20 protein-coding genes and 1 riboswitch are annotated in these 25,239 nt (G+C 65.8%); of the genes, 17 read left to right on the forward strand and 3 right to left on the reverse strand.

Annotation, left to right across the window (positions count from 1 at the left end; all coding sequences use genetic code 11):
* Positions 1 to 51: 51 nt before the first annotated feature.
* A riboswitch (cobalamin riboswitch) is annotated at positions 52 to 349 on the reverse strand.
* A gap of 214 nt (positions 350 to 563) precedes the next feature.
* The 3 genes from F0A16_RS22020 to F0A16_RS15820 form a co-directional block, all read right to left on the reverse strand.
* Complete coding sequence (locus F0A16_RS22020) at positions 564 to 1,418, reverse strand: OmpA family protein (protein ID WP_149436371.1); 855 nt, start codon at positions 1,416 to 1,418, stop codon at positions 564 to 566.
* Positions 1,415 to 2,233 carry a motility protein A gene (locus F0A16_RS15815; RefSeq protein ID WP_149436372.1) on the reverse strand — a complete coding sequence of 273 codons (819 nt, stop codon included), beginning with the start codon at positions 2,231 to 2,233 and terminating at the stop codon, positions 1,415 to 1,417. The genes F0A16_RS22020 and F0A16_RS15815 overlap by 4 nt, the downstream gene beginning before the upstream one ends.
* A gap of 84 nt (positions 2,234 to 2,317) precedes the next feature.
* Positions 2,318 to 3,133 carry a glycerophosphodiester phosphodiesterase family protein gene (locus F0A16_RS15820; RefSeq protein WP_149436373.1) on the reverse strand — a complete coding sequence of 272 codons (816 nt, stop codon included), beginning with the start codon at positions 3,131 to 3,133 and terminating at the stop codon, positions 2,318 to 2,320.
* 591 nt (positions 3,134 to 3,724) lie between these two features.
* Here F0A16_RS15820 and F0A16_RS15825 point away from each other — a divergent pair.
* The 17 genes from F0A16_RS15825 to F0A16_RS15905 all read left to right on the forward strand — a co-directional run bounded on the left by F0A16_RS15825 (position 3,725) and on the right by F0A16_RS15905 (position 25,156).
* Complete coding sequence (locus tag F0A16_RS15825) at positions 3,725 to 5,938, forward strand: TonB-dependent receptor (RefSeq protein WP_223119805.1); 2,214 nt, start codon at positions 3,725 to 3,727, stop codon at positions 5,936 to 5,938.
* 242 nt (positions 5,939 to 6,180) lie between these two features.
* Entirely contained in the window at positions 6,181 to 7,926 is a 1,746-nt protein-coding gene (locus F0A16_RS15830; RefSeq protein ID WP_149436374.1) for an IucA/IucC family protein, read from the forward strand.
* Positions 7,919 to 9,199 (forward strand): type III PLP-dependent enzyme, encoded by a 1,281-nt coding sequence (locus F0A16_RS15835; RefSeq protein ID WP_187776045.1) that lies wholly within the window; start codon positions 7,919 to 7,921, stop codon positions 9,197 to 9,199. The genes F0A16_RS15830 and F0A16_RS15835 overlap by 8 nt, the downstream gene beginning before the upstream one ends.
* Positions 9,196 to 10,575: an MFS transporter gene (locus tag F0A16_RS15840; protein ID WP_149436375.1), complete on the forward strand. Its 1,380-nt coding sequence runs from the start codon at positions 9,196 to 9,198 to the stop codon at positions 10,573 to 10,575. The genes F0A16_RS15835 and F0A16_RS15840 overlap by 4 nt, the downstream gene beginning before the upstream one ends.
* Positions 10,572 to 12,488: an IucA/IucC family protein gene (locus F0A16_RS15845; protein ID WP_149436376.1), complete on the forward strand. Its 1,917-nt coding sequence runs from the start codon at positions 10,572 to 10,574 to the stop codon at positions 12,486 to 12,488. The genes F0A16_RS15840 and F0A16_RS15845 overlap by 4 nt, the downstream gene beginning before the upstream one ends.
* Positions 12,488 to 13,270, forward strand: a complete 783-nt coding sequence (locus F0A16_RS15850) for an HpcH/HpaI aldolase family protein (RefSeq protein WP_149436377.1) — start codon at positions 12,488 to 12,490, stop codon at positions 13,268 to 13,270. Before F0A16_RS15845 ends, F0A16_RS15850 begins: the two co-directional genes overlap by 1 nt.
* Positions 13,267 to 15,216, forward strand: a complete 1,950-nt coding sequence (locus F0A16_RS15855; RefSeq protein WP_149436378.1) for an IucA/IucC family protein — start codon at positions 13,267 to 13,269, stop codon at positions 15,214 to 15,216. The genes F0A16_RS15850 and F0A16_RS15855 overlap by 4 nt, the downstream gene beginning before the upstream one ends.
* Before the next feature lie 125 nt (positions 15,217 to 15,341).
* Entirely contained in the window at positions 15,342 to 16,277 is a 936-nt protein-coding gene (locus F0A16_RS15860; RefSeq protein ID WP_223119806.1) for an ABC transporter substrate-binding protein, read from the forward strand.
* A complete protein-coding gene (locus F0A16_RS15865) occupies positions 16,274 to 17,296 on the forward strand; it encodes a FecCD family ABC transporter permease (RefSeq protein ID WP_149436379.1) in 1,023 nt (340 codons plus the stop codon). The genes F0A16_RS15860 and F0A16_RS15865 overlap by 4 nt, the downstream gene beginning before the upstream one ends.
* Positions 17,289 to 18,317: a FecCD family ABC transporter permease gene (locus F0A16_RS15870; protein ID WP_149436380.1), complete on the forward strand. Its 1,029-nt coding sequence runs from the start codon at positions 17,289 to 17,291 to the stop codon at positions 18,315 to 18,317. Before F0A16_RS15865 ends, F0A16_RS15870 begins: the two co-directional genes overlap by 8 nt.
* 3 nt (positions 18,318 to 18,320) lie before the next feature.
* Positions 18,321 to 19,235, forward strand: a complete 915-nt coding sequence (locus F0A16_RS15875; RefSeq protein WP_149436381.1) for an ABC transporter ATP-binding protein — start codon at positions 18,321 to 18,323, stop codon at positions 19,233 to 19,235.
* Positions 19,232 to 20,101 carry an IucA/IucC family C-terminal-domain containing protein gene (locus tag F0A16_RS15880; protein WP_149436382.1) on the forward strand — a complete coding sequence of 290 codons (870 nt, stop codon included), beginning with the start codon at positions 19,232 to 19,234 and terminating at the stop codon, positions 20,099 to 20,101. The genes F0A16_RS15875 and F0A16_RS15880 overlap by 4 nt, the downstream gene beginning before the upstream one ends.
* Positions 20,098 to 20,763: an RraA family protein gene (locus tag F0A16_RS15885; protein ID WP_149436383.1), complete on the forward strand. Its 666-nt coding sequence runs from the start codon at positions 20,098 to 20,100 to the stop codon at positions 20,761 to 20,763. The genes F0A16_RS15880 and F0A16_RS15885 overlap by 4 nt, the downstream gene beginning before the upstream one ends.
* A gap of 196 nt (positions 20,764 to 20,959) precedes the next feature.
* Positions 20,960 to 21,532 carry a hypothetical protein gene (locus tag F0A16_RS15890; protein WP_149436384.1) on the forward strand — a complete coding sequence of 191 codons (573 nt, stop codon included), beginning with the start codon at positions 20,960 to 20,962 and terminating at the stop codon, positions 21,530 to 21,532.
* Positions 21,533 to 21,644: 112 nt separating this feature from the next.
* Entirely contained in the window at positions 21,645 to 22,622 is a 978-nt protein-coding gene (locus F0A16_RS15895; RefSeq protein ID WP_149436385.1) for an NADPH:quinone reductase, read from the forward strand.
* Between the two features lie 101 nt (positions 22,623 to 22,723).
* A complete protein-coding gene (locus F0A16_RS15900; RefSeq protein WP_149436386.1) occupies positions 22,724 to 24,511 on the forward strand; it encodes an SLC13 family permease in 1,788 nt (595 codons plus the stop codon).
* 165 nt (positions 24,512 to 24,676) lie between these two features.
* Positions 24,677 to 25,156: a septal ring lytic transglycosylase RlpA family protein gene (locus tag F0A16_RS15905; protein ID WP_149436387.1), complete on the forward strand. Its 480-nt coding sequence runs from the start codon at positions 24,677 to 24,679 to the stop codon at positions 25,154 to 25,156.
* The last annotated feature ends 83 nt before the right edge of the window (positions 25,157 to 25,239 follow it).

Here is a 25,239-nt window from a genome sequence, read left to right on the forward strand (position 1 = left end):
GTCGGTTCGCTCGGGCAGGCAGGGTCGCCACTGGATGAGCCCTCCGCATCAACCAGTGAAGAGAAACGCGCCGGTCTCCGGACTCTCGCGCGATGACCCTCAGGTCATCCGATACGCACGCCTTCCCATAATCCCGGACGTTCCCTTGAAGTTGATTCTATCGAATCGATATCCGGTGGATCACAGTGGCTGGATGGCTTGATGGCGCATCCCGGTGGTATCCAAGGAAATGTAGTGTTCCTAACGCGATTACCGTTGCGGGGGCAGTGCGGGGTTCTCACCCGCTTCCCGAGGGAAACACTGTCTAAATGTCTGTGCAGTCAAATCGCGGCGTTGCGCGCTGCTCAAAGTCCTCACCTATAACCCATAGGCTCCGGCTTCTGCGCTGCGTGCGCCTTGCGCTTTATACTGCTCGACAATTGATACAGCGCTTCCCGTGCACACGTCTCTCGACGGGCCGGATTGTCGCAGCTTCCTCCCCACAAGTGAATTCAGGATCGGCATGGTGGCCGATGAAATCATGTGGAGACGGTACCCGCGGTGCCACGGACGGATGCAAGTCGTTACGGCGTCGGCGAGTTCGGTTCCTGGAGTACCAGTTCCACCCGGCGGTTGCTGGCGCGCCCGGCGGGGGTGTGATTGCTGGCCAGGGGGTGGGTCGAGGCGTAGCCGATCGCTCGCAGCCGGTCACCACCGATGCCGGCCAACCGCAGCACACGCACCACCGCCGAGGCACGCGCCGCCGACAGCTCCCAGTTGGAGGGAAAGCGCGGGGTCGAGATCGGTACGCTGTCGGTATGGCCTTCGACCGAGATGGTGCCCTTGAATGCCTGAAGTGTCGGGATCAGTCGTTCGACCAGCCGTCGACCGTTGTCGCTCAGCCCCACGGCGCTGCTGTCGAAGAGCAGATGGTCCTGGATCCGCAGGTTGAATCCATGGGGGATCGCGGTTATCTCGACGCCGTCGATCTGCGGCAGCGCGGCGGCGGGCGTGGGATCGGGCAGATCGAACAACGGCACGCTGAACACCATCGGGACCGTGGCCACCCTCTTCTCGGGTGCCGCGACCGGGCCGGGCGAATAGAAGCCGGCATCGCTGGCCAGCGGCGCGGGCGCGAGCTGTCGCGGTGGGCGATAGAATTCACCGACGGTCGCCGCCGGGAGAGGCGCGGGCGGTCGTGTCGCAGGAATCTGCAGCGGCAGGGCAGTGACCGCGGGCGTCTCGAGGTCGCGATCGACGAGCTGGCCGCCGTAGAGCGCCAGCATCAGCACGAAGAACGTGATCAGCAGCATGAGCATGTCTAGGTAGCTCATCAGCCAGGAATCGCTCTCGCTGCTGCGTCCGGCGTCGTCGAAGGGGCCGTCGTCGAACAGCAGGTCGGAGAAGGGGCCGCCAGGGGAGATCGCGGCCAGGCTCATGCGGATTCGGCCGCGGTGTCGGCGGGCTGCGGGCGTCGCACATCGCGCATCTCGTCGCGATGTTCAGCGCGGTAGGTGTTCAGCGCCTCCTCGATGAAAGCCGGCAGGCGACGCTTGCTGACCATCATGATCCCCTCGAGCAGCAGCGTCATGGCCATCAGCCGGGCCTCGGTGCGGCGTTCGAGCTTGACCGCGATCGGCTTGAACAGCAGGTTGGCCAGCAGAATGCCGTAGAACGTCGACATCAGAGCCACCGCCAGACGCGGGCCGATCACCGCCAGGTCGCCGGCCTGGATCACCTCCAGCATGTTGATCAGCCCGACCAGCGTACCCAGCATTCCGAATGCCGGCGCGTAGACCGCCATGGTGCGCAGGATCTGTGCCTCGGTACGCTCCTTGGCCTTCACCCGCACCATGCGCCAGCGCAGCATTTCACGGATCTCCTCCTCGCGGGTATTGGCGATCACCATCTGTATGCCGGTCCGCAGGAAGGGATTGGTCGTGCTCTCCAGCGCGCCTTCGATGGCGCGGATATTGCCACGGCTCCAGTGGCGCGACATTTCGATCAACTGCCCGAGGTCGCTCTCCAGCTCGCTGGCCTGGGGCTCGCGTCGGAACACCACCGCGATCTGGCGGCACAGCCGCTGCATCTCCCGCAGCGGGTAGCTGATGAAGCTGGCCGCCAGCGTGCCGGTGAGCACGATCGCCAGCCCCGGCAGGTTGAAGAAGCTGCTTGGGGCCTGGGCGGTGAACAGCACGACGGTCGCCAGTAGCAGAGCACTGGCGATGATGCCGATGAGCGTGGATGGGTTCATGAACGGCTCGCGACGTGGAAAACGGGCATGGTGCCCATCTTATGCGCGATGAGGCGCGGCCAAAGGTCCTAATTGGCGGGTGTATCAGGCGCTTTTTGTATTCGACGCACGCGCGGCGGCCTCTTCCGCGTGGAAGACGAAACGCGTGGGATCGTCGCTGATCACACCGTCGACACCCCAATCCCAGAGCTTCTCGAAGGTGACCGGGTCGTTGGCGGTATAGCAGAACAGCTTGATCTCTTCGTCGGCGATCTCCTGGGCCCGCTTGATCTTCAGCTTGCGCCAGTCCAAGTGCAGGCTGTAAGCGGAAAGCCGCTCGGTCTCCAGCCACCAGCGCTTGGGGGCCTTGTCGTCGAGCACTCCGAGGCGCAGCCGGTCGGGATCGGATTCCAGTGCCCGCGCCGCCGTCAGGGCGTGACGGTCGAACGAGGAGACGATCAGCTTCTCCGCCGGCAGCGCTTCCAGCGTCGGCGGCAGGGTGGCCTGCACCAGTTCGATGGCGTTGCGGCCGCGGCAGACCTTGAGTTCCAGATTGAGACCCATGTCGAGTCGCTTGATCAATGCCAGCATCGCTTCCAGGGTCGCCATGGCCTCGCCCCGATACTGCGCGCCGAACCAACTGCCGACATCCAGCTTGGCGGCGCTCTCGGCATCCAGCTTCACCAGCTTGCCACGGCCATTGGAACAGCGCTTGAGACCGGCGTCGTGCCAGATCACCGGGGTACCGTCCCCAAGCAGTTGAACGTCCAGCTCGACCCACTCGCAGCCGGCGTCAGCCGCGGCCTGAACGGCCGCCAGAGTGTTCTCCGGCGCCCGTGCGGAGAGACCGCGATGGGCGATATAGCGCGGAGCGGCGTGGCGGGAGAGGGCGTCGGAAGGTGCGGCAGAGCTCTGGGTCATTGCGTCGGGGTCTCCGGCCAACGCTGGGTTGGGGTTGGCCACTATCCATGTTGAGAAGCAATTTCGCTGTCGAGGACGGCATGCTGGGTCGAGTATCGCACGCCGGATCGACAAGCGTGTGCCGCGTCGCGACGGTCAAGCCGTTTCGGCAAGCGGCGTGCGCGGTCGTCGAGGTCGAGACCGCGGGCGTCCGGGCCCGGTCTTCGGCTACCGCCTGACCTTCGACTACCGTGACGCCGCCGTCAAGATAAACTGCCGGACGTGGGGATCCCGTATCGAGGCCTTGACCCGGATGCGGACTGTCGCACTGGCATCATGCCATTGGCCAAGTCTGGGCCAGGGAGATGACGGCCCGATGAATCAGAAAGACATTCATATGAGAATGATTATTGTTAGTTGATGCTGTTGCACATTGTTTGCAATAATCCTCCGCCACGCTGCCGGGGACGAACAGGCGACGCGCTCGGGAACGCGCGAAAGCATCGCTGCGCACGGATAGAAAAGAAACGGCAGGGCGGACGCGGTGAAAAGGGTGCGGCTAAAAAAAACGCAGCTTAAGACAACGACGAAAATATCGGTAGGGGGCGGATCATGCGGGTCAAGGGTAAGCGGGCGGTGTTGAGACGGACGGTGTGGGGGACTCTGGTGGTCTCCACGGGCTTGGCGACGGGCGTGCCGGTGGCCCTGGCAGCCGATGCCGTGGTCGCGAACACCGGAGCATCGGGAACGCGTCAGGCGGGCGCGACGGACGGCGGCACCCAGACGATGGTGGTCACGGCGACGCGCTCGGGCACCGAGCGGCAGGACTCGCCCCAGGTGATTCGCGTGATCACGCGTGAGGAACTCGCGCAGCAGCAGCGCATCACCTCGGATTCGTCGGAAATGCTCAGCAACCTGCTGCCGGACTATTCGCCCCCGCGCCAAAAGATGAGCGGCAGTGGCGAGACGCTACGCGGGCGCGCGCCGCTGGTCATGATCGACGGCATCCCACAGTCCAATCCGCTGCGTCCGACCGGGCGCGAGCTGCACACCATCGACTTCTCGATGATCGATCACATCGAGGTCATCAAGGGGGCGAACGCCACCAATGGCCTGGGTGCGGCCGGTGGCGTCATCAACCTGATCACCAAGCGTCCCGAGCCAGGCGCGTTCAATCAGCACTTCGAGGCCGAGGTGACTACGCCGACATCGGAATTGAACGCGGACATCACCAGCTACCGCACCAATTACGGCGTCAGTGGCAACAAGGACAACCTCGACTACCTCTTCTCGCTGAGCTATGAGGACCAGGGGCTCTACGTTGATGGCGATGGCGATCCCATCGGCGTCGACAATACCCAGGGCGATCTGATGGATTCCGACGCCTACGACGTGTTCGGCAAGGTCGCCTACTGGTTCGACGATGACCGCCGGCTGCAGTTCAGCGTCAATCACTATCGTCTCGAGGGGCAGAACAACTACGTCAGCGTTACGGGCGATCGCGCCAATGACGTGCCGACGACCTCCGAACGCGGCGATCCCGAGGGCTCCGCGCCCTACAACAGGGTGTGGACCACCGGCGTCACCTGGGACGACTACGACTTGGCCGGCATGCACCTGAACGTGCTGGCGTTCTACCAGGATTACGAATCGCTGTTCGGGGCCACCAATTCCGGGTCGTTCCAGGATCCGAGCATTGCGCCGGTGGGCACGCTCTATGACCAGACCATGGCGGAGACGCAGAAATACGGGCTCAAGACGTCGCTGACCAAGGATGGTCTCTGGGACGACCGTATCAAGCTCACGCTCGGTTTCGATGTCATGCGCGATGATACCGAACAGTATCTGTGGGGCACGGATCGCACCTACGTGCCCAAGGTGAAATATACCGATCTGTCGCCGTTCATCCAGGTGGATTTCAGCCCGATCGATTCGGTGACCTTCTCGGCCGGCGCGCGCTATGAATACGCCAAGCTCGATATCGACAGTTACCGGACAGTAGCCGCTAACAACGGGGTCGATGTCGAGGGCGGCTCGCCCGATTTCGAAGAGACGCTCTACAACGCCGGTGTGGTGTGGCGCCCCATCGACAACTGGAGCCTGTTCGCCAACTATTCGGAAGGGTTTTCGATCCCCGACGTCGGCCGCGTGCTTCGTGGCATCAACACGCCGGGTCAATCTGTCGACAGTTTCGAGAATCTGCGCCCTATCGTCACGGACAACATCGAAACCGGTGTGCGCTACGACGATGGTCGTCTGAACGCCGAATTGTCGTACTACGTTTCATCGTCCGACTTCGGCACGCGCCTGACGACACGGGACGACGCCTTCGTGATGCAACGCGAAGAGACCGAAATCGAAGGCATCGAAGCTTCCGTCGGCTACGAGTTCACCGACAAGCACTCGGGAAGACTGGCCTATTCCCATACCCGGGGGCGATACGACAGCGACAACAACGGCACGCTCGATTCCAGGCTCAATGGCCTAAACGTCGCCCCCGATCGTTTGATCGCGAGCTGGTCCGCTCGGTGGTCGCCGAAATGGACGTCTTTCCTTCAGGTCAACCACGCCTTCGACAAGAGCTTCGACGATAGCGCCAATGGCTGGGATACCGACTTCGACGGTTACACGCTGGTCGATGCCGCCGTCGGTTACCAGTTGCCGGTGGGCGAACTGAACGTCGGCATCGCTAACCTGTTCGACAAGCAGTACATCACCTACTACTCCCAGAGCGCGCTCGATAGCCCGAATGCCGGCTACATGAACGACCGTTATTTCGCGGGGCGCGGTAGAACGCTGAGCGTGGGTTACAGCGTGGACTTTTGATCGTTGCCGGGTGAATCGCGCTTCGCGAGAGACTTCCTTGGCAATCTGGGATGAGGTCGTCAGCGGCCCCTCTCGAGTACATGGCGGAATCCAAGAACAAACCGCCTTTCGACGAACCGTCAAGCGAGCCAGCGGACAGGCCCGCGGACAGACCGACAAGTCGCCTGCCGTAACAGGACCAGGCGCACTGATGTGACTAGCCGGACGAGGAATACGACTGGAAGCTACCAAGCGGAGAGTGTATGAACGTTCGGCCCAATACCGGGTCTTCCAGGGCGGTCAGCGACCGCGCCTCGACCCATGCGTTGCTCAATTGTCTCATCAAGGAGTACGCCTTACCCAACGGCTGGATTGCCTATCGTTGGCCCGCAGACTCTCGGGGTCTCGGCGAGCTGCGAGGGCAGCAAGGCCAGCCGCTCGACCTGCACTGGCCGGGAGAGCATGGCTTCGACTGTTGCCTGCTCGTCGATCGACGTGCCTACCTGGGACAGCACCGCTATCTATCCGACCCCTACGTCCGCCTGTCGGGCGTGCACGAGTGGCGGGCATGTTCGTTCCTGCAGTTGGCCGAAGTGCTGATCGCGGCCGTCGCCGCCGATGATGGTGAGGTCAACGCCGAACTGTTCGAGCAGATGCGTCAGAGCGAGCGCGGTATCGCCGAGATGCTGGCTGCCAACGCGGCAGTGCAGGATGCACCGCGCGACTATCTCGCCAGCGAGCAGCGGCTCTGGTTCGGTCATCCCACCCATCCCGCCCCCAAGGCCAGGCAGTGGCCCGACTCGATGAACTCGCGCCGATATTCGCCCGAGTTTCAGGCGCTCACCCCTCTACATCAGTTCTCTTTTCCCCGGGAGGGATTCGAGTGCCGCACGAACGGCTTGGCGACCGCTGACGTCGAGGCGGCGGTAGGGCGTCAGGGCGTCGAGGCGGACCGCGTGGTGCTCAGCATGCATCCAGTCCAGGCGGCACTCTTCAAACAGGACCCGCGAGCGACGCGGCTGCTCGCCGATGGCACCTGCCGGGATCTGGGCGAAAGTGGGTTCTCGGCGGCACCGACGGCATCGTTGCGGACCTGGTATGTGAAGGACCATCCATACTTCATCAAGGGGTCGCTGAACGTTCGGATAACCAACTGCGTGCGCAAGAACGCCTGGTATGAGATCGAGAGCGCGCTGGTCATCGACCGACTGTTCCAGCGCTTGAAAGCCCAGCGCGACCACACGCTCGCCTCGATGCAGCTGGCTCGGGAACCCGCCAGCGTGCACTGGGCGCCGCTTTCCGGTGACGATGAAGAGCGGCGCTGGTTCACCGAGCAGACCGGCATCGTGCTGCGCGAGAACTTCTGCGTCGACGAGGGGGAATCGCGCTGCCTGATGGCGGGTGGCCTGTTCGGGCGCGATGTCGACCTGTCGCCCTGGGTCGGCCGAGTGATCGGCGACCGGGATCCGGTGGCCTGGTTCGAGGCGTACCTCGAGGCCCTCGTCATGCCCGTCTTGTCACTCTTCTTCCGGCACGGCGTGGTGCTCGAGCCACACCTGCAGAACTGCGTGCTGATCCATGACCACGGCTGGCCCCGGGCGGTGCTGATCCGCGATTTCGAGGGCACCAAGGTGACCGCAGAGCACGGTGCTCGCTGGCTCGAGGAGGGTCTGGCGCCAAGGGTCAGAGAATCTCTCATCTACCCGCGCGCGCAGGGCTGGTGTCGAGTTGCTTACTGCCTGTTCGTCAATCATCTGGCGGAGGCGATTCTGGCACTGAGCTGGCATCGTCCGGCGCTCGGCGAGCGGCTGTGGCTAAGCGTTCACGCGCATCTCGTCAGCGTCCGCCGTCGGCTCGGTGTCAGTACGCCGGAACTCGACGCTGTCATCGCCGGTGGCGCGATTCCGTGCAAGACGAATCTGAAGGTGCGCCTGATGGGGGCCTCCGATCGTCAATCGCTCTACGTGCAGCTACCGAGCCCGTGGCGCCGGGAGGTGGCCTGTGCCTGAGTTATCCGATTCCGTCCGACAAGCGATTCTCGATCGGCGGGAAAGCCTGGGCGAACCGATGGCGGCGTTCTTCTATGACCTCGCGGCGCTGGCCGCCCACGCCGAGACGGTCAAGCGCGCGCTGCCGGTCGGCGTCGAGCTCTTCTACGCGATCAAGGCCAACAGCGAGCCGGCGATTCTCGACACCCTCGCCCCCATCGTCGACGGCTTCGAGCTCTCATCGGGGGGCGAGCTAGAGCGCGCCGCCGAGTGCCGCCAGCGCCTGCCTTGGGTACTCTCCGGCCCCGGCAAGCTCGATACGGACCTGCGCCGGGCGCTTGAACTCGGCGTGGAGGCGATCCACGTGGAGAGCCTGGGAGAGATCGAACGTCTCGCGCATATCGCCGATCGACTCGGGCGCGATCAGAGCGTCTTCCTGCGCGTCAATCCCGAGCTGCCGGAAGCGTTCTCCACGCGGCTCAACATGGCGGGTAGCGCGACACCGTTCGGCTTGGACGAGACCGATCTGCCCTCGGCCATTGCGCTCGTGGCGGCCTCGACGCATCTACACCTTCACGGGTTTCACGTGCACGCCATGTCGCATCAGAAAAGCGTCGAGCGACACTGCGCGCTGATGGATCTGTTGCTGGAGAAGTGGGAGCAGTGGTGCGCGCTGCTGGGCCCCGACACCCGTCCGACGCACCTCAACGTCGGCGGGGGGATCGGCGTCGACTATCTCACCGACACCCGCTTCAACTGGCCGGCACTGTGTGCCCATCTCGAGACGCGGCTGGCGAGCCTCGAGTCGCCGCCGCGCGTGCGATTCGAGATCGGGCGCTATCTCAGCGCGTTCTGCGGCTTCTACGCGGTCGAAGTGCTGGATCGCAAGACCAGCCATGGCGAGCACTTTCTGATCTGCCGGGGCGGCACGCACCATTTTCGTTTGCCGGCGGCCCAGGGTCATGACCACCCGGTCATTCATCTGCCGCGTCATCGCGACTCGGCAAATGGCGATCCCCAGCGCTTCAACGTGGTCGGCCAGTTGTGCACGCCGAAAGACGTCTTCAGTCGCGCGTGCTGGCTGCGGGACATCGAGGTCGGCGATCTGCTGGTACTGCCGCTGGCGGGGGCCTATGGCTACAACATCTCCCATGCGGATTTTCTGTGTCATCCGCGCCCGCCGCTTTTCTTTCTGTCCAACGCGCCCGAGGCCGCGCCGGATGTCGGTCTTTCCAAGAAGCCCGGGGTCGCGCCGGGTCTCAAGACGACATCCGGGGTGCCGGAGACTCCATGATCACCCCGGTATCACGAGTGATGAGCGTGGTGCTGCTGGGAGCGGGACTGGTCAGCCTGAGCAACAGCATGCTCAACCCGGCACTGCCGGCTTTCATGCGCGCTTTCGAGATCGGGGCGGGTCGGGCCGGTGGCGTGGTGTCAGTGTTCATGGTCGCAATGGTGGTGGCGATGCCGCTCACCGGCTATCTCGGCCAGCGCTTCGGGGCCCGGCGGCTCTACCTGGGCGGCATCCTGCTGTTCTGTCTCGGCTCGGCGGTGGGGGCGCTGGCGGCCAGTTTCGTCGGCGTGCTGGCTGCGCGGGCGCTGCAGGGGGCCGCCAGCGGTCTGGTGATCCCGCTGTCGTTGCCGCTGCTGTTCAGCGTGGTGCCTCGGGAACGCCGTGGCCGGATTTCCGGCACCTGGGCCGGCGTCGTCATGCTGGTGCCCGCGGTCGGCCCGTTGTGCGGTGCGCTGGTACTTCAGTCTCTCGACTGGCGCTGGCTCTTCGCGCTGAATCTGCCACTTGGCGCTCTCGCCTGGGGCTTGGCGGCGATCTGCCTGCCCGACGCTCCGAAGGCCGCCCCGAGGCGTGCGTTCGATGGTGTGGGATATGCGGGCATCGCCGGCGCGGTGGTGCTGGCCATGGCGGCGGGCGAAGCCTTCGCGCATGGCTGGCTACGAGTCGCCTCCCTGGGACTGATGCTGGCTCTGGTCGCGGGCTGGGCATTCGTGCGCTGGGAGCGGCGGCACCCCGAGCCGTTGCTCGATCTTTCCATACTGACGCGGCGTGACTACCGCCTCGGCGTGATCATCAGCGTGCTGCAGTCGATCAACATGTTCGGTTGCCTGGTGCTGGTGCCGCTGTGGGTCCAGGTGGTGATGGGGCAGAGCCCGCTGTGGACGGGCGTGGCGCTACTCTGCACTGCCCTATGCGCCGCCGCCGGTGGTCGGCTCGGCGGTATCTGGCTCGACCGCCGTGGACCGTTCCCGATGATCCCGGTGGGGCTCGCGCTGAGCGCCGTCGCCACGCTGGCCCTGGGTCAGGTGGTCGGTGAGCTTTCGATCGTCGCGTTCTGCGCGCTGATGGCGCTGCGCGGCCTGGGCATCGGTTTCTCCTACCTGCCGGCCACGACGATCGCCCTTGGCGCGCTGCCTGATGACATCACCACACAGGGTGCCGCCGTCAACAACATGGCGCGTCGAGTCAGCGCGTCGCTGGCGATCGTGGCCGTCTCGTTCGCCATCGATGCCATGCCCGAACGGCACCTGCCGCTCGATCACACGCTATCGATTCTATTTCTTGTCGTCGGGCTTTCGTCGCTCGCTGCACTGCCGTTCGCCTGGCGGCTGAGGGCGTGCACGAGCGAGCCCGACCCCTCGAGGAGGATGTCATGACTTCGTCTCTTGCCGGGCGCTCCGCGCTCGACGGGCAACGACCCGAACCGCACCCGCACCGGCCTGATGAAGCCCAGAGTGGTGATTGGCTGGAGGACCCGGTGGGCTGGCGTCACTATCCGCGTATCGCGCGCCGGGTGACGGGGCAACTGCTGCAGACGCTGCTCTACGAGGACGTGTTCGCGTGGCGGGCCTTCGCCCGTGAGGACGCCGATGGCGCCACTCACGATATTCACGTCACGCTCGATGAAGGTCTGCGCTACCGGGCCCGCGGTTGGTGTTTCCACGGCTTCTCGCTGATTCGTCTCGACTTCGCGTCGCTGCGCCGTTGCGAGAGCGCGGCGAGCCACCCCGAAGACGGCGCGACGAGCGTGCTGTCATTGTCGCAACTGCTTGCCGATCTGCAGACGCGAGTGGGGGCCGACGTGAGCCTCGAGCGTCTGACGCGGGAGCTCGAGCAGACCCTGCTCCACGATCTGCAGTCGGCCATCGCCCACACCTTTCACCCGTCACCGACCAAGCTGGCGGCGGATGCGCTCGAGCGCTATTTCATCGACGCGCACAGCTACCACCCGTGCTACAAGTCGCGCCTGGGCTTCTCGCTGGCGGACAACGCCCGCTACGGACCGGAGTTCGGCCATTCGTTCGCTGTGGTGTGGCTCGCGGTGCCGCGCGCGCTGAGCGTCGCCGTGAGCATCGACGAAGACGCGGTGGATGCGTTTCTCGCCGCTCAGGCCGGCAGTGAGGTCGTGGCCCGCTTCGATGCCTGGCTGGCGGGGCAAGGCCGGTCCGCCGATACGATGCGGTTGCTGCCGGTGCACCCCTGGCAGTGGCGGCATGCCGTCATGCGGGCGTTGCACGCCGAGATCGCCGACGGGCAGGTCGCCATGCTCGGGCAAGGCGAGCGGCGCTACACGCCGCAGCAGTCGATTCGCACACTGGCGCCCGTCGATGGTCGCGCGCCCTATCTGAAGCTGGCGATGAATCTGACCAACACTTCCAGCACGCGGCTGCTGGCTCGCCATACGGTCGTCAACGGGCCGATCGTCACGCGCTGGCTGAAGACGCTCATCGCCTCGGATCCCAAGGCCCGGGAGCGGGGCTTCGTGCTGCTGGGCGAAAACGTCGGCGTCAGCCTCGACGAGCGCGCCTTTCCCGAGCGCCAGTATGCCCGCGTCTATGGTATGACGGGGGCGCTGTGGCGGGAAAACGTCGCCCAGTACTTGCATGCCGGGGAACGCGCGGTGCCGTTCAACGGCTTGACGCAGTTGACGCGGGACGAAGCGGGTGAACCCGCGCGACCCTTCATCGATCCGTGGGTTCGGCGCCACGGTCTCGAGGCGTGGGCTAAGCAGGTGATCGAGGTCGCCAGCGCGCCGCTTTTGCATCTGCTCTATGCCGAAGGCATCGCGCTCGAGTCCCACGGCCAGAATATCGTGCTGATCCACCGCGATGGCTGGCCCGGACGCGTGGCGCTCAAGGACGTCCACGACGGCGTGCGCTACAGCCGTGCGCACCTGGCTCACCCCGAGTGCGAGCCGGCCCTGGAGCCCGTGCCGCCACGTCACGCCGCGCTCAACCGCAACTCGTTTCTGCTCACCGACGACCCGGCGGCGGTGCGCGACTACGTCTGCGACGCGTTCTACTTCATCGCGCTGGCCGATCTGGCGGTTTTCCTGTGGCGTCACTACGGGCTCGCCGAGTCCCGCTTCTGGCAGTTCGCCGGCGAGACCGTGCTGGCCTATCAGCAAGCCCATCCCGAGCATGCCGCGCGCTTCGATATCTTCGACGTCTTCAGCCCGCAGTGGAAGGTCGAGGCGCTGACGCGACGTCGACTGTTCGGGGACGACGTGCCGCAGGTCAAACAGGTGCCCAATCCGCTGGCGTCGTGGCGCGCCGGGGAGTATGAGTGATGGCCCGCATCAATCGATTGAAACGAGCGTTGTCGGCGGACCATGAGGTGTATGGCCTGCTGGCGTCGATGCCGACCCCGGCGTCGATCGAGCTGATCGGCGAGGCGGGTTTCGACTTCGTGGTGATCGATACCGAACACGTGTTGATCAACCCGGAGACGATCGAAAACATGATCCGCACCGCCGAGCGCTACGACATCACGCCGCTGGTGCGTGTGCCGGATGCCGATCCCAAGCGCATCCTGCGTCTGCTCGATGGTGGCGCGCAGGGCATCGTGTTGCCCCAGGTGGAAAGTGCGATGACGCTGCGTGCCGCGATTCGCGCCAGCCGTTATGCCCCCGAGGGCGAGCGCAGTCTCAACGCCGGCCGTCCCGGGGCGTTTGGCCGTCATGCGCTCGCCGACTACGTCACCCAGGTCAACGCCGAGATCATGGTCGTGGCGATGATCGAGAGTGCCGCTGGCGTGGAGAACATCGACGAGATCGTGGCGGTGAATGGGCTCGACCTGATTCTCGAGGGCGCGGCGGATCTCTCGCAGTCCCTCGGCGTGAGCTGGCAGACCGATCACCCCAAGGTTCGCGCAGCGCTCGAGCGCACCGCCGATGCCTGCCGCGCGCACGACATTCCCTACTGCGCCTTTCTGCGTCAGGGCGGGCTACGTGCCTGCTGGCAGGCGCGGGGTGTCAACGCCTTCATGCTCGGCGACGAGCGCGGTATCGCTTTCCGAGCGCTTCAGAGCGCGCTTAACAACGTCAAGCAGGAAACGGAGTCCCTTTCATGACCGATCATGAACGTCAAGCCGCCGAGCGGCAGATTTTGCGCACGCTGGTGGATGCACTGTTGGCCGAGAACCTGTTCGGTGGAGTGCCGACACGTTGGCTCACCGCGGAGGACGCGGAGATGGCGGCATTTCCGTGCGTCCTGCGCGATGGATCGAAGGTGAGCGTCCACTGGCGGTTGTGGTGGTGCTCCCTTGGGCAGGATAGCGGTGATGGTCTGGCATTCTGGGTTCAGCCGGGCATCACCCAGACCTGGTGTCTGGTGCCGGGGAGTTGGGTCTGGCGACTGCCTGTCGGGCTTGAGGGGCTGCCGCTCCCGGCGGGTAGCGCGGGTGGCCGTGAGCCGGAGGCGCTCTCGCCCGAGGGGCTGATGCGGTGGCTGTTCGCGGCGACGCATCCGGCGTCGACGACGCCCACGGCGGGGGAGTCGGTATTTCTCGAGGCGCTGGAGACCAGTGTGTGGCAGCGCGCACGCTCCCAACGTCACCGTATCGACCCCGCGCGCACGGTCACGGGCTCCGTACTCGCGCGTTTTACCGCGCTGGAGCAGTGGGCCTCGCTGCGGGATCGTCCCTATCATCCGACGGCCAAGGCCAAACAGGGTCTGGATGCGACCGATTACGCAGCCTACGTCGCCGAGTTCGACGCCGACATCGCGCTTTGCTGGGTCGCGATTCGCCGCGCCCAATCGATGACGGGGGCCGGTGTGGCAGACGGTGAGTCGCCGGCCGACTGGCTGCTGGACGCCCGCGCGCGGTCAGCCCTGCAAGACGAGATGCGCGCGCGCGGGTTGGACGAGACGCACGTGGCGATACCCATGCATCCGTGGCAGCGCGAGCACGCGGTGCCACGCTGGCTGGCGGAGGCGTTCGCCGCCGGGGCGTGCGTGGATCTCGAAACGCGTTCGCCGGGGTGGAAGGCCAGCTCGTCGCTTCGCTCGCTACTGCCGACACGGGAATCGCCGCACACGCTCAAGCTGCCGATGGCGGTGCACTCTCTCGGCGCTTCGCGCTATCTGCCGGCGGTGAAGATGATCAACGGCGACCTGAGCGCCGCCTTGCTGGCGCAGGCGCGTGCGCTGGACCCTCGGTTGGGCGAGGCGCTGCACCTGTGCGACGAGGGGCGCTGGTGGGCCTACCTGCCACAAGACGCCACGCTGTTCGACGAGGCGCCGCGTCATCTTTCCGCGATGGTGCGCAGCTATCCCACGCCACTGCTGGAGGATGCGCGTTATCAACTGGTGCCGATGGCGACGCTCGGAACGCCCCTGGACGCGCCGCGTCATCATCCGTTCGACGACTGGCTTCAGCAGCGTGGCTGGAAAGCCAGCGCCGACAATGTCCGTCGATTGCTGGGTGAGGTGTGCGAGCGTTTCTTCGAACTCTGCCTACGGCTCTTCCGACTTGGCATGCTCCCCGAGGTTCACGGTCAGAACGCCGTGATGGTGTTGCACGAGGGCCGGGTCCAGGGTCTTCTGCTGCGCGATCATGACTCTCTGCGCATCGCGGTGCCACGGCTCGAGGCCCATGGCATGGCGGATCCCTGCTATCGCATCAAGCCAGGGCATGCCAACACGCTCTACCACGATGATCTCGGTGAGTTGCTGTTCTGGTTGCAAACCTTGGCGATTCAGGTCAACGTGCGCTCCATTGTGGATACAATCGCTTCTCATTACGATATTTCGGAAGTTACGCTTTGGCACGAAGTCGCGGATCAGCTCCATCGCCAGATCGACGATCTGCCGTTCTCGACGGCGGATCGCGAGATGCTGAACCGGCGTCTGTTCGAGGCGTCGCACTGGCCATTCAAACACCTGATCGGGCCGATCATCCAGCGCGCGGGCGGACCGGGCAGCATGCCCTTCAGCACGGGCGAAGCGATCAACCCGTTCCAGGCGATTGGCTGGCAGCGGCGCCGCGTGGGGGAAGCGACGACCGCCGACGCCTGAGCGATTCCACGCTGGGCGCCGCTGGGGCCTTGGGTTCCGATTCGCTCCCGAATTCGGTATCGGGTCCGGTTCCACGAACGGCTCTGGGTTCGATAACGACCTTGGCGTCGGGTTCGATATCAGCCATGACCTCGCGCCGGCACGTGCTCGCCATGCTGCTGGCTCTGGCGACCCTGCCGGCGCTGGCGCGGGCAGGCACGTCGTCGGGGGCCGAGGCGCGGGGGACAGAAAAGACGAGTTCGCGCCGCGTGGTGACCCTATTTCAGGGTGCGACGGACACCGCCGTCGCGCTCGGGGTGGTTCCCGTTGGCGTCGTCGAGTCCTGGCTCGACAAGCCGGTCTACCCCTATCTGCGCGCGGCCCTGGCCGACACCACGCTGGTGGGTCTGGAGACCCAGCCAAGCCTCGAGGACATCGCGCTGCTCGCGCCCGATCTGATCGTCGCCTCGCGATTTCGACATCAGCGTATCGAGCCACTGCTGTCGGCCCTGGCGCCGGTGGTGATGCTGGACGACATCTATCGCTACCGGGATACGCTGACGGTCATGGCGAGTGCGCTCGGTCTGGAGGTGCGCGCACAAGCGTTGAACGCACGCCTCGCGGCACGACTGGCGCAGTTGCGTGCCCGGTTGAAAGCGCACTTCGGGGTGCGCTGGCCACTGACGGTGTCGTTGATCGATGTGCGGGCCAACGAGGTGCGCAGCTATCTGGCCCCCAGTTTCGGCGGTTCGGTGCTGGCCGCCCTGGGGTTTCGCTGGAACGCGGCGCAACGCCGGCTTTCCGGCGTCCTGGTCAAGTTGAGCGGCATCGAGAGCCTGCCGACACTGGATGCCGAGGTATTCTTCGTCATGCGTCACAGCCGCGGTGCCGCCGTGGCTGCGCACTACCGGCGGCTGCAGGCGCATCTGCTGTGGCAGCGGATGGATGCGCCGCGCCACGGCGAGGTCCGCGAGGTAGACGCCATCGACTGGAGTCTTTCGGGTGGCATTCTCGGCGTCTTCGCCATGCTCGACGACGTCGATGCCTGGCTCGCGGCCGATGAACGGCGGGCGCGGACATGAATGCCCATGGACGGTGGGGGCAGGGCCGCCGGGCGCGGCGACGGCTCTTGGCATGGTCGGGCCTGCTGCTGCTGGCGATGGCGGTCAGCCTGATGGCCGGCTCCCGATGGCTCGGCCCCGAGGCGCTGTGGCACGCGCTATGGTCGCCGTCGCCGACCAACGTCGACGACCTGCTGGTTCGCACCACCCGCACGCCCCGCACGCTGTTGGCGGCGGTGGTGGGCGCGAGCCTCGGCGTCGCCGGCGGCATCATGCAGACGCTGACCCGCAACCCGCTGGCGGCGCCGGGGCTGCTGGGCGTCAACGCGGGCGCGCTGTTCGTCGTGGTGATGTTGGTCACGCTCGGGGGCGACCTGCCGGCCGCCGTGACCCACCTGGGCGCGTTCGGCGGCGCGGCACTGGCCGTCGCGCTGGTATGGGGTGTGGCGATGCGGCGGGGGCATTCCGTGGGGCCGCTACGGTTGCTGCTGGCCGGGGCGGCGTTGACGGCGCTCTTTCACGCCTTCAGCCAGGCGCTGCTGGTGGTCGATCAGCAGGGCCTGGATTCGGTGCTGTTCTGGCTCGCCGGTTCGGTGGCCGGCCGTCCCCTGGCGGGCAGTTGGCCGATGCTGATCGTGGCGCTGATCGCGCTCGTTGCCTGCGCGCCGTTCCTGCGCCAGTGGAACGTGCTGGCCGCGGGGGAAGCGGTCGCAATCGGCGCCGGCGTGGCCGTGCGTCGGCTACAGCTGGTCTCGGTCGCGCTGATCGTGGTGCTGGCGGGGGCCTCGGTCACGCTGGCGGGCAATATCGCGTTCGTCGGACTGATCGTGCCGCATCTCGCGCGGCGGCTGGCGACGCCGGACCATCGTGAGTGGCTGCCGCTGGCGGCCGTGATCGGTGCCGTGCTGCTGCTGCTGGCGGACGTGGCCGCACGCACGCTGATCCTGCCCCGGGAGATACCGCTGGGGGTCATGACCGCGCTGCTCGGCGCGCCGTTTTTCATGTGGCTGGTGCGGCGTCAGGGAGTGCAACATGGCTGACGTGCGGGCGCTACGTATCGGCGGGTTTTCGCGCGCGATCGTCTGGCGGCCCTGGTGGCGCGTGCTGGCGGTCGGGGTGGCGCTGCTGCTCTCGCTTTCGAGCTGCCTGGCACTGGGCAAGGTGCCGCTGGGGCCCACGGCGCTGTGGCATGCGCTCTGCACGCCCTCTAGCGACACGGGGCTCATCGTCTGGCAACTGCGGTTGCCGAGGATTCTGCTGGGCGCATTGGTCGGTGGGGCGCTGGCGCTTTCCGGCTGGCTGTTGCAGCAGGTGATGCGCAATCCGCTGGCCTCGCCGGATACCCTGGGTGTCACCAGCGGTGCCAGCGCGGCAGCGGTGGGCTATCTCTCGCTGCTGGCCGCCGATTCCGGCAGCGCCTGGCTGCCGCTGGCGGCGGCGGCCGGGGCGCTGGTGGCAGTGGGCCTCGTCTACCGGCTGGCATGGCATCGAGGCACGACGCCGCTGCGCCTGGTGCTGATGGGGATCGGGCTGTCGGCGTTGCTGACGGCGGCGACCACCTATCTGCTGGTGTCCAGTGCGTTTTCGACCACGCTGTCGGCCTACGTGTGGCTGACGGGCAGCGTCTACGGCGGTAACTGGTCCGACGTGGCGCGTCTGGCCGTTGGCGTTGCCGTCGCGCTCGTGGCCATGGGAGCGTTGATGCGCCACGCGCTGCTGGCGGGGGTCGACGACGCGCTGGCGGTCGGCATTGGGGTACGCGTGCAGGTGATGCGCGGCGCGCTCACGCTGCTGGCGGCGGTGCTTGCTGGGCTGGCGGTGGCCTGGGGTGGGGCGATCGCGTTCGTGGGGCTGATCGCGCCGCATCTCGCCAAACGCCTGGTACGCATACCCGGCACGGCGCAGGTAGTGATGTCGATCGCACTCGGTGCGATCATCGTCATGCTGGCGGATCTGGCTGGACGCACGCTGTTCCTGCCGCGGGATCTCCCGGCGGGCTTGTTCGTGGCGGCCATCGGGGCGCCATTCTTTCTGATGTTGCTGATTCGACAGGTGCGCTGATCCATGACAAGGCTCTCCGCCAACGATCTCACGCTCGGCTATCAGCGCCAGGTCATCATGCGCGAACTGTCGCTGGCCTTGCCCGAGAGCCGGATCTCGGTGCTGATCGGCGCTAACGGCTGCGGCAAGAGCACGCTGCTGAAGGCCCTTGCACGCCTGCTGACGCCCTGGCAAGGCCAAGTCATGCTCGACGGTGACGACATCCATCACCAGCCCACCCGGCGCGTGGCGCGGACGTTGTCGCTGCTGCCGCAGCATCCGGTGGCGCCGGAGGGCATCACGGTTCGCCAACTGGTCAGTCTCGGACGCCATCCCCACCAGAGCTGGCTGGCCCAATGGTCGGAGGAGGACGAGCGCCAAGTGGAGCTGGCCCTGATGCGCACGGACCTGACGGCGCAGGCCCACCGCAGCGTGGACACGCTCTCCGGCGGGCAGCGCCAGCGCGCCTGGATCGCCATGGCCGTGGCGCAGGATACCCCGCTGATGCTGCTCGACGAGCCGACCTCGTTTCTCGATCTGACCCATCAGATGGAGGTGCTGGAGCTGCTCAAGAGCCTCAATCGCGAATCGGGCAAGACGATCGTCATGGTGCTGCACGATCTCAATCTGGCCTGCCGCTATGCCGATCACATCGTGGCGCTGCGTGACGGCGCGATCGTCGCGCAGGGAGCGCCCCAGGCCGTCGTCACCCGCGAACGGGTCAAGGATATCTTCCAGCTCGAGTGCCGGATCATCGAGGACCCGTTCTTCCATACCCCGCTGTGCATTCCGTTCGGCCCAGGGAGCCGCTCCGTGGGTGGCGAAAGCGGTCTGTCGGGGCAAGGGGCGCCGTCCATGCAGACAACCGAGTCGTCCAGCCAGCAGAACATGCACACCGGGAGCAAACACGTGACCGCGGGCTGGGAGATCGACGGATGAGCGCGGTACGCGTGAACGGGTTCACGTCCGATCAGTGGCACTATCTGACCGACACGCTGCGCCTGATTCCCGCGTCGCGGGCCGACGGCCGCTCGCTGGGGGCACGCGAGTTGCTCGACCCCGAGCGCTGCCGGACGCTCCTCGCCCAGGTTGCGCCGTCGATCGGTGCGCCGGAACGCCGCACCGCCGCGTCGCTACTGACGAAGCGGCTCGGCTTCCTGCTCACCGGCGCGCCGCTCTATGCGCTCTCCGTCTGTGATCGCGGCCTCGATCTGTCGCTGGACAACTGCGTGATCGAATTCGCTCACGATGCCGGGCGCTGGACCTCGTCGTTGCCACTGCGTTCGCTCGAGGGCGAGACTTGGCCACGAGGTGATCGGGACATGGCACGTCGCGAGTTGGTGCAGCGACTGTTTGCCGGACTCATCGCGCCGATCTGGCACGTGCTGGAAACCGAGGGCGGAGTGTCGTCGCGAATCCTGTGGGAGAACCTTGCCGTACGCGTCTACTCGCTCTACGAACGCCGCCTGGCGCGGCTGGAAGGCGAGGCGGTTCGTACGCGCTGCGCCGAGGACTTCGCGTTCCTGCGCGACGCCGAGCCCGATCTCTACGGGCTAGACTTCAACCCGATCGCGCGTTTCTTCCACGCTCGCTCGGGTACGAGCGAGGGCGGTACGGAGCGCTTCCGGCGTACCTGCTGTCTCTACTTCAAGGCCACGTGCCCCGCGGAGTACTGCCAGACCTGCCCGCTGCTGAAGCCCCGAGAGGCGCGCGGTGCTCCGGCGGCTCGCCGCCGTCATGCCTCGACGCCGGCGCGGATCGAGGCTGCGACGGTTCAAGCGACGCCTGGATGGGAGCGATCATGAGCTATGGCGTTAACCCCTGCCATGACGGGGTCGAGGATGGGGTCATCGAGGCCTATCGGCTGCTCTCGACCTCGGCGCTCGGACATCTGACCCACACCGGTTATCTACCTGGGCTGCGCGCGCTGCATTCCGACACGCACCTGTGTGGCCGCGCGTTGACGGCGGAGATCGATTCCCGCGACAGCCGTGTGTTGCGCGAGGCGCTGATCATGGCGCGACCCGGAGACGTGCTGGTGATCGTGGATCACGACGCGGTCAGCGGGTGCGAGCCCTGTCTGGCCTGCTGGGGCGAGCTGCGCACGTTGGCGGCCTGCGTCAAGGGACTTGCCGGTGTCGTCGTGATCGGCGCCATCACTGACGTGCAGGCACTGCGGGCCTTGTCGCTGCCGATTTTCCACCGCGACATCAGTGCACTGACCATCCCCGCTGGGGAGTCGCGCTGGGGTGAGCTCAATCGCCCTGTGAGCCACGCCGGTGTCGGCATTGCGCCGGGGGATCTGATCTTCGGCGACGATGATGGCCTGTTCGCACTCTCGCCCGCTCGGGCGACATCACTGCTGTCGGCCATACAGGAGAAGGAGGCCGCGGACGCGCGGCGGCGCGACGAGCTGCTCGCCCGTCTAGGCGACTCTCGACTTGGCTCGAGTGGTGCGCGTGAATAGTCGAACGCCCACGTGATCCACCCGGCATTCGAGTGGTCGATAACCGAGCATACCCACGAGCGAGGCGACAGGCCCGCCGCTGGTGTCTGTGGTAGTCTGCGCGGTTGCAACCGGTGGTCGCGCCACGCCCGGGCCGTTTTTCCGAGGCCGGGCGGATCGCCGGACACCCTTGCCGAAAGTCGCCCTGGAGAGCCCGATGAAAATCGTCCACGTCAAGAATCCCGAGACCCGCGAAGCCTGTCTCGCCAAACTCTGCGCCAGCGTCTACGGCCAGGAGGCGGGACTGGCGCCGCTGGTGACGTTTGCCGGCACCCAGGGCGTGCTGTTCAAGCAGGAGGCGGCCCGGCTGTTCGCGCTAACCGAAGACGACGGCACGATCCTGTGTCTGGCGCTGATCTCGTCCGATGTCGACGGCGGGACCATGGAGGTGGGCATGCTGTCGACGCCCGAGGGCAAGGGGGATACCCGACACAGCCGGCATTTGGTCAAGACACTGGCGGAAAAGGCCCCGCTGCGCGTGACGGCTGCAGACGAGACAGGCGAGGCGTTCTTCCGACGCTGTGGCATCGAGCGCTGGATCGACGGCGATGGCGGCCTGCGTATCGGCCTGGGACCGCTCCATCCGACGCCGGTAAACGGTGTGCTGCCCAGCGTGGTGCGCTTCAATGGCGACGGTATCGTGCGCACCTTCAAGCAGGAACCCGAGACCTTCGAGGCCTACAAGTCACGCTTCGTCGCTGCCCTGGAGCGCTATTCCAACATCGCGTGACACCGGCTGCTTCCAACGCCACCCTGGCGCGGCCTGATCCATCGACTTGACCCGCCTCGGGAATGGCGCTTGGATGACAGACCAAGAGTCATCAGCCCAACAAGGAAATGTCATGGCCAAACGCATTCAGTTCGCCCGTACCGGTGGCCCGGAGGTTCTCGAGACCGTCGAGGTCGAGCCGTCCGAACCCAAGGCGGGAGAAGTCAGGGTCAAGAACCACGCCATCGGTCTCAACTTCATCGATATCTATTTCCGCACCGGGCTCTACCCGGCGCCGGCCATGCCGTCCGGGCTGGGGACCGAGGGTGCCGGGGTCGTCGACGCCGTCGGCGAGGGCGTGACCCATCTCGAAGTGGGGGATCGTGTCGCCTACGCCCAGGGCCCTCTTGGCGCCTATTCGCAATACCACGTGCTGCCGGCGGACAAGGTCGTCCAACTGCCGGAGGACATTCCCTTCGAGACCGCCGCCGCCGCCATGCTCAAGGGGCTGACCTCCCAGTATCTGTTGCGCCAGACGTTCCCGCTGGAAGGTGGCGAGACCATTCTCTTCCACGCCGCTGCCGGCGGGGTCGGTTCGATCGCCTGTCAGTGGGCGAAAGCGCTGGGCGTCAGGGTGATCGGTACTGTCGGTTCCGCCGAGAAGGCCGAATTGGCGATGAACAATGGCGCCTGGGCGACGATCAACTACCGTGAGGAAAACGTGGTCGAACGCGTTCGCGAGCTGACCAACGGCGCCATGGTGCCGGTGGTGTACGACTCCGTCGGCAAGGACACCTGGACCACGTCGCTGGACTGCCTGGCGCCCAGGGGGCTGATGGTCAGCTTCGGCAACGCTTCCGGCGCCGTCGAGGGCGTCAACGTGGGCATCCTCAACCAGAAGGGGTCGCTCTACCTGACCCGTCCCAGCCTCAATGGCTACGCCGACACGCGCGAGCGCTTCGAGGAGATGTGTCTCGACCTGTTCGACATGCTAGAGAGCGGCAAGGTCAAGGTCGACATCGCCCAGCGCTTCACGCTGGACGAGGCCGGCAAGGCGCAGGAGGCGCTGGCGTCCCGTCGGACCACGGGGTCGACGATTCTGATTCCGTGAAGTCCGCGAGCGTTGTCGTATGATACCGAAGCCGACGCCGCGATCACGCGGCGTCGGCTTTTTCGGTCCGGGCGGAGTTCGTTCGCACAAGGAGTGTGTCGATGCAGGATGCATACTGGGTCTTCCTCGTACTGGCGTTGACGCTGGCGGCCTTCGTCTGGGGCCGGTTCCGCTACGATCTGGTGGCCATGGCCGCGCTGCTGGCCTGCGTGCTGCTGGGCGTCGTCCCGGCGGACGAGGCGTTTTCCGGCTTCGGCCACCCGGCGATCATCACGGTGGCGGCGGTGCTCGTGCTCAGCCGCGGCTTCGAGCACTCCGGCGTCGTCGACTGGATCGCGGAGAAGACCCTCAAGGCGGGGAGCCAGCCGATCTGGCAGCTGGCGGTGCTGACCACCACGGTCATCCTGCTGTCCGCCGTCATGAACAACGTCGGCGCGCTGGCACTGTTGCTGCCGGTAGCGGTTCGCGTCGCCCGCGAGCACGGCACTTCGCCATCGCTGCTGTTGATGCCGCTCGCGTTCGGCTCGCTGCTGGGTGGCCTGATCACGCTGATCGGCACGCCGCCGAACATCATCATCAGCGCCTTTCGCGCCAGTCAGGGGGAGGGCGCCTTCCGAATGTTCGATTTCGCCCCCGTGGGCGGTGGTGTCGCGCTAGCTGGCCTGGCGTTCATGCTGCTGCTGGGCTGGCGTCTGACGCCACGACGGCAAGGGCAGGCATCCGCCGACGAGCTGTTCGAGACATCGGCCTATCTGAGCGAACTGACGGTCGGAGAGGAGTCCAAGGCGGCTGGTTGGACGCTACGCCAGCTGGGTGAGGTATGCGACGAGCCGGTACCGGTCCTCGGCGTCGTGCGGAACGGTGAACAGCTTCCCGGTAGCCGCTTCTTCGGCACCCTGCAGGCCGGCGATATCGTGTTGCTCGAAGCGGACCCCGACGATCTCAAGCAACTGGAGGACAAGGGCGGGTTGACCATCGGTGCCCATGATCGAGACGTCGATGAATCCAAGCTCCCCAAGCTGGATACCGAAGATCTGCAACTGGTCGAGGCCGTGGTGCGCACTGATTCGATGATGACGCAGCGTACGGTGACGCAACTGCGGCTGCTCGATCAGCACGGACTGCATCTGGTGGCGGTCTCGAGGGATGGGACACGGCTGAAGCAACGGCTGCGGGAGGTGCGCTTCCAGCCAGGAGACGTGCTGCTGTTGCAGGGTGACGAGAACGGGCTCAGCGATAGTCTGTCGGCGCTGGGATGCCTGCCGTTGGCCAGCCGCAAGCTGTCGTTGGGGCAGCCGCGCCAACTGCTGCTGTCGGTCGTGATCTTCGCGGTCGCGATCGGGGCGATGATGTTCGACCTGCTGCCGGCGGCGATCGCGCTGTCGCTGGCGGCACTGGTCACGCTAGCGCTGGGTGTATTGCCGCTGCGTGAAGGCTACGACGCTATCGAGGGGCCGGTGATTGTGCTGCTGGCGGCGATGTTGCCGGTGGGAACGGCGCTTGAGACCAGCGGCGGGGCACAGATGGTGGCGGACGGGATGATGGCGCTGGGGAGTGGCTGGCCACCGGTGGCCACGCTGGTGACGCTGTTCGCGATCACGTTGCTGCTCTCCAACGTCATTAACAACGCCGCCGCGGCATTGCTGATGGCGCCGATCGCCGCCAGTCTCGCCAGTGGCTTGGGTGTCTCTCTCGATCCGTTCCTGATGGCGGTGGCCGTCAGCGCGTCGTGCGCCTTTCTGACACCGATCGGTCACCAGTCGAACACGCTGGTCATGGGCCCGGGTGGCTACCACTTCCGGGACTACTGGAAGCTCGGATTGCCGCTGTCGCTGGTCGTCATGTTAACGGCAATTCCCTTGATTTTGCTTATTTGGCCGCTATCGTGAGCCTATCTTCGTTTATGATTGTCGAATCCAAAGATACGCCATATTCAGATGACATCAGGTTCCCGTTCCCGAATGATGACGACCGATTCCGCCGACGCCATTCCTGGGTCGCCCAAGCGGTATATGCCTCGAAAAGCGTTTTTCGCTGCCGTAGTGACTTCGATCATGCTGGTAGGCTGTGCGACGAATCAGCATCCGCCGGGCCCTCCCTCATCCGATCAGCCTGCTTCGGTCGCGGCCAGTTCCAAGGCGGGTTCGAAATCCAATGCCAAGTCGCACAAGAAAGCGGTGGGCAACGAGCCCGGCGCGGTCTCGAGTGACGAGCAGCCCCGCTCGGCTCAACCGGTCGGAAAAAAGCGCCTGGGCGAAGCGACTTTCTATGCGTCCTACTTCGAGGGACGGCTGACGGCTAGTGGCGAGCCCTACGACGGCCAGGCGATGACGGCGGCGCATAAGACGTTGCCCTTCGGCACCCGGGTGAAGGTGACCGCGCTGAATTCCGGCGAAAGCACGGTGGTTCGTATCAACGATCGCGGCCCCTTCGTCGATGGCCGCATCATCGACCTTTCCCGGAAGGCGGCGGAGCAGCTTGGCATGGTCCACGATGGTATCGCCGATGTGCAACTGCAGGTATTGGAGCAGTAGGAAATAGGGCAGTCACCAGACGAAGAAGCCCCCGTCCGAGGATGGGGGCTTCTTCGTCTTGCCGACACCGCTGGCCGGGCGCC

The sequence above is a fragment of the Salinicola corii genome, from assembly GCF_008298015.1.
GTDB lineage: Bacteria > Pseudomonadota > Gammaproteobacteria > Pseudomonadales > Halomonadaceae > Salinicola > Salinicola corii.

What these genes read in the sequence shown, in the direction of transcription:
- F0A16_RS15860 (WP_223119806.1), top strand. Translation starts at nt 15,342, where the DNA reads ATGACCTCGCGCCGGCACGTGCTCGCCATGCTGCTGGCTCTGGCGACC.
- F0A16_RS15875 (WP_149436381.1), top strand. Translation starts at nt 18,321, where the DNA reads ATGACAAGGCTCTCCGCCAACGATCTCACGCTCGGCTATCAGCGCCAG.
- F0A16_RS15845 (WP_149436376.1), top strand. Translation starts at nt 10,572, where the DNA reads ATGACTTCGTCTCTTGCCGGGCGCTCCGCGCTCGACGGGCAACGACCC.
- F0A16_RS15905 (WP_149436387.1), top strand. Translation starts at nt 24,677, where the DNA reads ATGCTGGTAGGCTGTGCGACGAATCAGCATCCGCCGGGCCCTCCCTCA.
- F0A16_RS15825 (WP_223119805.1), top strand. Translation starts at nt 3,725, where the DNA reads ATGCGGGTCAAGGGTAAGCGGGCGGTGTTGAGACGGACGGTGTGGGGG.
- F0A16_RS15870 (WP_149436380.1), top strand. Translation starts at nt 17,289, where the DNA reads ATGGCTGACGTGCGGGCGCTACGTATCGGCGGGTTTTCGCGCGCGATC.
- F0A16_RS15830 (WP_149436374.1), top strand. Translation starts at nt 6,181, where the DNA reads ATGAACGTTCGGCCCAATACCGGGTCTTCCAGGGCGGTCAGCGACCGC.
- F0A16_RS15865 (WP_149436379.1), top strand. Translation starts at nt 16,274, where the DNA reads ATGAATGCCCATGGACGGTGGGGGCAGGGCCGCCGGGCGCGGCGACGG.
- F0A16_RS15850 (WP_149436377.1), top strand. Translation starts at nt 12,488, where the DNA reads ATGGCCCGCATCAATCGATTGAAACGAGCGTTGTCGGCGGACCATGAG.
- F0A16_RS15820 (WP_149436373.1), bottom strand. Translation starts at nt 3,133, where the DNA reads ATGACCCAGAGCTCTGCCGCACCTTCCGACGCCCTCTCCCGCCACGCC.
- F0A16_RS15885 (WP_149436383.1), top strand. Translation starts at nt 20,098, where the DNA reads ATGAGCTATGGCGTTAACCCCTGCCATGACGGGGTCGAGGATGGGGTC.
- F0A16_RS15900 (WP_149436386.1), top strand. Translation starts at nt 22,724, where the DNA reads ATGCAGGATGCATACTGGGTCTTCCTCGTACTGGCGTTGACGCTGGCG.
- F0A16_RS15855 (WP_149436378.1), top strand. Translation starts at nt 13,267, where the DNA reads ATGACCGATCATGAACGTCAAGCCGCCGAGCGGCAGATTTTGCGCACG.
- F0A16_RS15890 (WP_149436384.1), top strand. Translation starts at nt 20,960, where the DNA reads ATGAAAATCGTCCACGTCAAGAATCCCGAGACCCGCGAAGCCTGTCTC.
- F0A16_RS15815 (WP_149436372.1), bottom strand. Translation starts at nt 2,233, where the DNA reads ATGAACCCATCCACGCTCATCGGCATCATCGCCAGTGCTCTGCTACTG.
- F0A16_RS15840 (WP_149436375.1), top strand. Translation starts at nt 9,196, where the DNA reads ATGATCACCCCGGTATCACGAGTGATGAGCGTGGTGCTGCTGGGAGCG.
- F0A16_RS15895 (WP_149436385.1), top strand. Translation starts at nt 21,645, where the DNA reads ATGGCCAAACGCATTCAGTTCGCCCGTACCGGTGGCCCGGAGGTTCTC.
- F0A16_RS22020 (WP_149436371.1), bottom strand. Translation starts at nt 1,418, where the DNA reads ATGAGCCTGGCCGCGATCTCCCCTGGCGGCCCCTTCTCCGACCTGCTG.
- F0A16_RS15880 (WP_149436382.1), top strand. Translation starts at nt 19,232, where the DNA reads ATGAGCGCGGTACGCGTGAACGGGTTCACGTCCGATCAGTGGCACTAT.